The organism is Saccharomonospora iraqiensis subsp. paurometabolica YIM 90007, assembly GCF_000231035.2.
GTDB lineage: Bacteria > Actinomycetota > Actinomycetes > Mycobacteriales > Pseudonocardiaceae > Saccharomonospora > Saccharomonospora paurometabolica.
This window is the reverse complement of record NZ_KI912259.1, coordinates 148,313-154,796: the sequence shown is the minus strand read 5'-3', so window position 1 is coordinate 154,796 and position 6,484 is coordinate 148,313. Positions and strand designations below refer to the sequence as shown.

9 protein-coding genes and 1 pseudogene are annotated in these 6,484 nt (G+C 68.6%); 4 read left to right on the top strand and 6 right to left on the bottom strand.

Annotated elements, in window-relative coordinates; translation table 11 throughout:
- The 3 genes from SACPADRAFT_RS0221610 to SACPADRAFT_RS0221600 all read left to right on the top strand — a co-directional run.
- The coding region (locus SACPADRAFT_RS0221610) for a Tm-1-like ATP-binding domain-containing protein (RefSeq protein ID WP_028662672.1) at positions 1–981 on the top strand (981 nt) is incomplete at its 5' end.
- A gap of 1 nt (position 982) precedes the next feature.
- Entirely contained in the window at positions 983–1,825 is an 843-nt protein-coding gene (locus tag SACPADRAFT_RS0221605) for a phosphoenolpyruvate hydrolase family protein (protein WP_007023467.1), read from the top strand.
- Positions 1,826–2,254: an SRPBCC family protein gene (locus SACPADRAFT_RS0221600; RefSeq protein ID WP_007023466.1), complete on the top strand. Its 429-nt coding sequence runs from the start codon at positions 1,826–1,828 to the stop codon at positions 2,252–2,254.
- A 56-nt stretch (positions 2,255–2,310) separates the two neighbouring features.
- Here the strand turns inward: SACPADRAFT_RS0221600 and SACPADRAFT_RS0221595 are convergent, their stop codons facing one another.
- Positions 2,311–2,634 (bottom strand): hypothetical protein, encoded by a 324-nt coding sequence (locus SACPADRAFT_RS0221595; RefSeq protein WP_007023465.1) that lies wholly within the window; start codon positions 2,632–2,634, stop codon positions 2,311–2,313.
- Positions 2,635–2,641: 7 nt separating this feature from the next.
- On the bottom strand, positions 2,642–2,797 hold the full coding sequence (locus SACPADRAFT_RS33440; RefSeq protein WP_007023464.1) for a hypothetical protein: 156 nt from the start codon (positions 2,795–2,797) through the stop codon (positions 2,642–2,644).
- On the opposite strand from SACPADRAFT_RS33440, the pseudogene SACPADRAFT_RS0221585 reads away from it, so the two are divergent.
- Positions 2,774–3,505 (top strand): annotated as a pseudogene (locus SACPADRAFT_RS0221585) (integrase core domain-containing protein); the annotation flags it as partial. The gene SACPADRAFT_RS33440 and the pseudogene SACPADRAFT_RS0221585 sit on opposite strands and share 24 nt — an antisense overlap.
- A 162-nt stretch (positions 3,506–3,667) precedes the next feature.
- Here SACPADRAFT_RS0221585 and SACPADRAFT_RS30090 read toward each other — a convergent pair.
- The 4 genes from SACPADRAFT_RS30090 to SACPADRAFT_RS0221565 form a co-directional block, all read right to left on the bottom strand.
- The gene (locus SACPADRAFT_RS30090) at positions 3,668–4,918 is read right to left on the bottom strand and encodes a hypothetical protein (RefSeq protein ID WP_007023462.1); all 1,251 of its coding nucleotides are present in this window, start codon (positions 4,916–4,918) and stop codon (positions 3,668–3,670) included.
- Between the two features lie 186 nt (positions 4,919–5,104).
- Positions 5,105–5,377 carry a GntR family transcriptional regulator gene (locus tag SACPADRAFT_RS30930; RefSeq protein WP_007023461.1) on the bottom strand — a complete coding sequence of 91 codons (273 nt, stop codon included), beginning with the start codon at positions 5,375–5,377 and terminating at the stop codon, positions 5,105–5,107.
- Between the two features lie 4 nt (positions 5,378–5,381).
- A complete protein-coding gene (locus SACPADRAFT_RS31750) occupies positions 5,382–5,747 on the bottom strand; it encodes a hypothetical protein (RefSeq protein WP_028662670.1) in 366 nt (121 codons plus the stop codon).
- Between the two features lie 23 nt (positions 5,748–5,770).
- Positions 5,771–6,088 carry a hypothetical protein gene (locus tag SACPADRAFT_RS0221565; RefSeq protein ID WP_007023459.1) on the bottom strand — a complete coding sequence of 106 codons (318 nt, stop codon included), beginning with the start codon at positions 6,086–6,088 and terminating at the stop codon, positions 5,771–5,773.
- Positions 6,089–6,484 lie beyond the last annotated feature (396 nt).

Sequence of the window (6,484 nt, the reverse complement as noted above, 5' to 3'; positions counted from 1 at the left end):
GTCGCCGCGATGACCGAGGCGTTCGCGCGGTTCCTGCCCGCCCACGGCGACGTCGACGGGGTGCTCGGGCTCGGCGGCTCCGGCGGCACGGCGCTGGTGACGCCCGCGCTGCGGGCGCTGCCGGTCGGCATCCCGAAGTTCATGGTGTCCACCATGGCGGCCGGGGACGTGAGCTCCTACGTCGGCGCGAGCGACATCGCGATGCTGCACTCGGTCACCGACGTCGCGGGGCTGAACCGCATCTCCCGCCGCGTGCTCGGCAACGCCGCGCACGCCCTCGCGGGCGCGTGCGCGCACCCGGTGGCCGTCACCGACGAACGGCCCGCCGTCGGGCTGACGATGTTCGGCGTCACCACCCCGTGCGTCGACGCCGTGACCCGGCGGCTCGGCGACGACCACGACTGCCTCGTGTTCCACGCGACCGGCACCGGCGGCGCGGCGATGGAGAAACTCGCCGACGACGGACACCTCGCGGCCGTGCTGGACATCTCCACCACCGAGGTCTGCGACCTCGTCGCGGGCGGCGTCCTCGCCGCCGGGGAGGACCGGCTGGACGCCGTCGCCCGCACCGGCGTCCCCTACGTCGGCTCCTGCGGCGCGCTCGACATGGTCAACTTCGGCCCGCCGGACACCGTGCCGCAGCACTACGCCGACCGGCTGTTCTACCCGCACAACCCGCAGGTCACGCTCATGCGCACCACCGCCGACGAGGCCCGCGCGATCGGCGGGTTCCTGGCGCGCAAGCTCAACGCCTGCGACGGTCCGGTCCGGTTCCTGCTCCCCGAGGGCGGCGTGTCGGCCCTGGACGCGCCCGGACAGCCGTTCCACGATCCGGAGGTGGACGCCGTGCTGTTCGACACCCTCGAACGCGAGGTGGAGCAGACCCCGGACCGGCGGGTGATCCGCTCGCCGCGGCACCTCAACGACCCCGGCTTCGCCGAGGAACTGCTGGCGGCGTTCGACGACGTGACGAGGAGGTAGCGTGCCCCGGATCGACAGGCGCGAGCTGCTGGAGGGCTTCCACGCGCGGGCCGCGCGCGGCGTGCCGATCGTCGGTGGCGGCGCGGGCACCGGACTGTCCGCGAAGTGCGAGGAGGACGGCGGGATCGACCTGATCGTCCTCTACAACTCGGGCCGCTTCCGGATGGCGGGCCGCGGGTCGTTGGCCGGCCTGCTGGCCTACGGCAACGCCAACGACATCGTCGTCGAGATGGCCGACGAGGTGCTGCCCGTCGTCCGGCACACCCCGGTGCTCGCCGGGGTGAACGCCACCGACCCGTTCCTGGACACCGACCGTTTCCTGCGCCGCCTGGCCGACCTCGGTTTCTCCGGTGTGCAGAACTTCCCCACCGTCGGACTCATCGACGGCACGTTCCGCACGAATCTCGAAGAGACCGGCATGGGCTACGCGCACGAGGTGGACATGATCGCCGCCGCCCGGCGGGCGGACCTGCTCACCACGCCGTACGTGTTCTCCGCCGACGACGCCCGCGCGATGACCGGGGCCGGGGCGGACATCCTCGTCTGCCACATGGGCCTGACCACCGGCGGCACGATCGGCGCGGAGACCGCGAAGACGCTGGACGACTGTGTCGCCGCGATCGACGAGTGGGCCGCCGCGGCCCGCGAGGTCCGCGACGACGTGCTGGTGCTGTGCCACGGCGGCCCGATCGCCACGCCGGAGGACGCCTCGTACGTGCTGGCGCGCACCGAGCGCTGCCACGGCTTCTACGGCGCCAGCAGCATGGAGCGGCTGCCCGTGGAACAGGCGCTCACCGCCCGCACCCGCGAGTTCAAGGCGTTGTCGACCACGAAGGAGAAGTAGATGCCCCGGCCCTACGCGAGCGGAATCGTGCCCGGCGACGTCGAGCAGGTGTGGCGGCGTGTGCGCGACTTCAACAGCCTGTCCTCCTGGCACCCGGCCATCACGCACAGCGAGATCGAACCCGGCCCCGGCGCGGGTGAGGTCGGCGCCATCCGGCGGCTGACCCTGGCCGACGGCGGCGTCGTCCGCGAGCAGCTGCTCACGCTGGACGACGTCGACCACAGCTACACCTACCGCATGCTCGACGGCCCGTTCCCCATCCGCAGCTACGTCAGCACGATCCGGCTCGCCCCGGTCACCGCCACCGGCGACACCTTCGTCGAATGGTGGGCCGACTACGACGCCGACGCCGCCGACGAGGAGAAGCTGACCACCACCTTCGCCGACGGCGTCTACGCCACGGGCATCACCGGGCTGACGAACGGCTGAGCGGGCGGCGGGGGCCGCGTCGGCGGGCGGGATGGACGGCAGAGCGCTTGGCCGACTCAGCGATCAGCCTCGGTGGCGTCGAGTTCACGGCGGTATGCCTCGACGATCTCGATGAACTCGGCGTGGTCAAGCGTGGTGGTCTGGCCGCTGTACTCGTTGTCGACGGTCACGGCGTCTGGCGTGATGCTGACCCAGCAGGCGTTCCCGCCGGTTCCCCATTCCTCCTGGTCGGGGTTGCGAGCGTGATCGAGGATCTCGGCGAGCATCTCGCGGTCGTCGGTGACGTCGTCACTGAGGAGCTCATCGATCGGCTCGTACCCGTCGGGAACGAGCACGGTGACGGCGCCGTGCTGGTCGCGGCCAAAGCGGATCTCGGTCATGGCGTCCTCACTCTGCGGGCTCGGGTACAGGGTAGGCCGTGGCGATGTCCTCCACCGTTGCCGCGGTGAAGTCGACGCCGGGTCGGATGAAGCCTTGGATACGAATGCCTTGGTAGGTGCCCTCCCACTTGCGGGGTCGCACATTCCCCTTGGCGTCGAACACGTCTCGATCTCAGTGCGCACCGTCAGCCGGCACCTGGCCCACCTCGGCCTCAACCGTCGCCGCTTCCTCGACCCCACCGGCGCCACCAACCGCGCACCCCGCCGGATCGCCGCCCACTGGCCCGGCCACATGGTCCATCTCGACATCAAGAAGGTCGGTGTGATCCCCGACGGCGGTGGGTGGCGCGTGCACGGTAAGGGCAGCGAGCAGGCCAGACTGGCCGAACGGACCAAAAACACCGGCACCCGCACCGGCTACACCTATCTCCACTCCGCCGTCGACGGGTTCTCCCGACTGGCCTACACCGAGGCCCTACCCGACGAGAAGGCGGCCACCGCAATCGGCTTCACCCACCGCGCCCGGGCGTTCTTCGCTCGTCACGGCATCACCCGCATCCACCGCATCGTCACCGACAACGGCTCCTGCTACCGCGCCCACGACTTCGCCACAGTGCTGCACGGCGCCCGCCACCAACGCATCACGCCCTACACCCCGCGCCACAACGGCAAAGTCGAGCGCTACCACCGAATCCCGGCCGAAGAACTCCTCTACGCCCGCACCTGGAACAGCGAACAACACCGCACACAAGCCCTAGCCACGTGGAACGTGCACTACAACTACCATCGCCCCCACACCGCCGCCGGAAACCAACCACCCGCCACCCGACTCCACACCCGCGTCACCAACGTCATGGCCTCATACAGCTAACCGGGAGGTTCTGGCTGATTGAGGCGGGCTCACTCGCCTGAGACGCGACGACATGCCCCACCGCAAGCGGTGAGGAGGGTGCCGTGGTCGATGCGAGGGTGTCTGGCAGGGGCTGCGTTTGTCGCGACTACTTGGCGTGGGCGCGTTCTTCGTGAGTATCGGTCAGCGGCTGTATCCGGCCTCGGTCAACAAGTCCCGAAGCTGTGCAGCGCTCTCGCGGACCGAGGGAGTTGCACGTGCGGTCCCGAGTTGGTCGAGTGCCCCGAGCAGCGTCGTCGCGGTGCGGCTTGAGCCGACCTCGTCGACGTACGGCAGGACGCGCTCGATGGTCTGGTCGACGTCACGCCATGCGCCCACCCGAATCTGTGCGTCGAGTAGGGACGCCAGATGGTTGTAGCGGCGTCGGACTTCGCGACTAGGGATGACCTCAATAGAGGCATGGAAGGTGTCAGTAGCGGAGCACCAGTCGGCGGAATCGGATTGAATGACGGCTTCGTGCCAGGCCAACTCCTGATCGTTGATCCACCACGCCCAGGCTGGGTCCTCGTCGCGCACGCCATCCTGGTACAGCGAGTGTGCCTGACGGAAGGTGCGTTCGGCTGCGGTGCCGGCTCCGCCCAAGGCCAACGCGCGGGCTTCACGGGTACGGAAGAGCGCTTCGAGGCGAGGCGAGAGCGTGTTCGTCTCCAGCACCATGCGGGCGATACGAAGAGCTTCGCTGGGACGGCCGAGGTGACCGGCATGCATGGACATGTTCTGCAGGGTCAGCAATTCCATGCTGTGATCACCGGCCAGGCGCGACAGGTGCAGGGCTTCGTGGTTGATGCGGCGCACGAGGTCGTGTTTGCCTGCGTCGAAGAGCAACCATCCGGCGACTTCGCCGAGTTCTCCGGCTGCGGCGTAGAGGTCGCGTTCGAGGGCGGGATCGCACCGGTTGGCTCCGAGCTTGCGGTGGACCGACCGGAAGAGCTGGAGGGCTATCGTGGAGGAATGGTCCCCGCCGAGGTAGAGGTCAAGGTCAACCAACTCGGCGATACGGCTGTGCAAGGTCTCGACGTAAGCATCGTCCAGCCGAAGGGACGGAGCGTGGCCATCGACCTGGGCCCGCTCCTTTTCCGGTACGTAGGGCGCGAGGAGAACGTCGATCGGGATACCGAAGATCCGTTCCAGCAGGCGCGCGGTCGCCGGACGCGGCTTGCCCAGCGGCTTACCGTGCAGGCCGCGTCCGTTGACCAGCCGGTCGAGGTGCCGCACGCTCAGCGTGCCGGGTTCGCCGTGGTCGCGGGCGAAACGCTCGGCGTACTCGGCGAACTCCTGCAAGGTCTCCTGCCGGACGTCGCGTATCTGATGGTCCAGTACGGTACGCGGCGTCTTCGTTTGGTACCTCGTGCCGTGCTGGTCTGGCGTCCCCATATCGGCCTCGTGTGGGTCTGTGTCATTCGCCGGATGTGACCGCTGGTGATTCCAGTCTGGCACAGAGTATCGAGGCTGCTGGTGAACGACTTCCCACAGAAGCCGGCCATCCTTGGGATGCATCGACGGGCGTATTCGTGTGGCCCGCTACCGGGGCGATGTCCGCACCAACGCGCCACGGCCCCCTCACACATCAAGATACGTACCCCGTGCATTCACCGCCGTCACCACTCCCTGGTCAGCGAGGTAGCGAACCGCGCGGCGGACGCTGTGCACAGACACTCCGTACTCGCTCGCGATGATCTCGCGGTTCGGGAGCCGACGTTGGAACTCGCCCGTCGCGATGCGCTCTGCCAGATGCTGAGCAACCTGCCGCCACACATACTCCGGGCCGGCCAGATCCAGTACGAAACGCGGCGGAGGACCGCTCCGTTCAAGCGTCGTCGTCGCGATACTCACCTGGCTACCTCGCTTCCTGACGCTCTTCTGCGATGGCCTGAAACTCCGTGGCGATCCTCGCGAGCACGCGCCCGACCGTGTCCAACCGGCGCGCGGCATACGGTTCCCGTTCAGCGCTCAACTCCTGTAGCAGGTTCACGCCCAACTGACACCGGTGTCGTACCGACCGGTCCTGATACGCCGCGCGAGCCGCACGCATGGCCTCCGCCTCGGCGGCGTTGCACTCGGTATCTTCCGCGGGTTCCCCGCCGAGCCAGTCGTCGAGAACCAACGCGCCCAGTGCATTCAGGGCTTCGTCCCGCTGAGCGGCATCGCCGTCGATCGCAGCCTTCAGCACCAACCACTGCGCCGCGTCGAGCGGCGCGTACACGCCCGCAGGATCGAATGGCCGAGTCATCGGGCGCTCCCCTCACCCGCTCCGAGTTTCTCCGCACGCGCCCGTAGGTCACTGACAACCACGGCGCTCCCGACTTCCTCCGACACGTGCGCGCGCTCCTGCGTCGAGAGCACGGCGACGCCCAGTCCGGCCAGTTCCATGCCGGTGCGGCTCACAACACCGCATCCCACGTCCAGCAGAAACGCCCCGAAGTGTCGCAATGCTGTCGTCGCGTTCGGGTCACCGGCATCGTGAGGCTCGATGAGCGGGCGTGTCGTCGCCTCCACGGCCTCGTCCAGCGCCCGCACCGCACGATCCAACTCCGACGTGCCCATCACCGATCACCCCGCAGGGGCCGACGCCGAGCGAACAACGCCGTGATCGCGGCGCGCAACCGCCGTGTCGTCGGAGGCGTGCTTCGTCCGCCGCAGTGCTCCGATGAAGCTGCGCTCGTGTGGGCAACCACGATGGTGCCGCATCGCACGCACTCGGGCGCTGGCTCGGCCAGTGTCGTATCCATCGTGACCTGATGTCCGCACAGGGAGCGGTATCGGCCGCTCCCGTTCCGCATGCCGGTCGAGAAATCATCGTCCGTCACCGCGTGCTCGCGCCCATCCATGGCGCAGCGATACCAGGCAACGTACAGGTCGTCCGATGTATTCGTCATCCGCCACCTCCTGACTCCGACTCGGGTCAAGCATCGGGCGAACGGTGGCCTCACCGACACGACC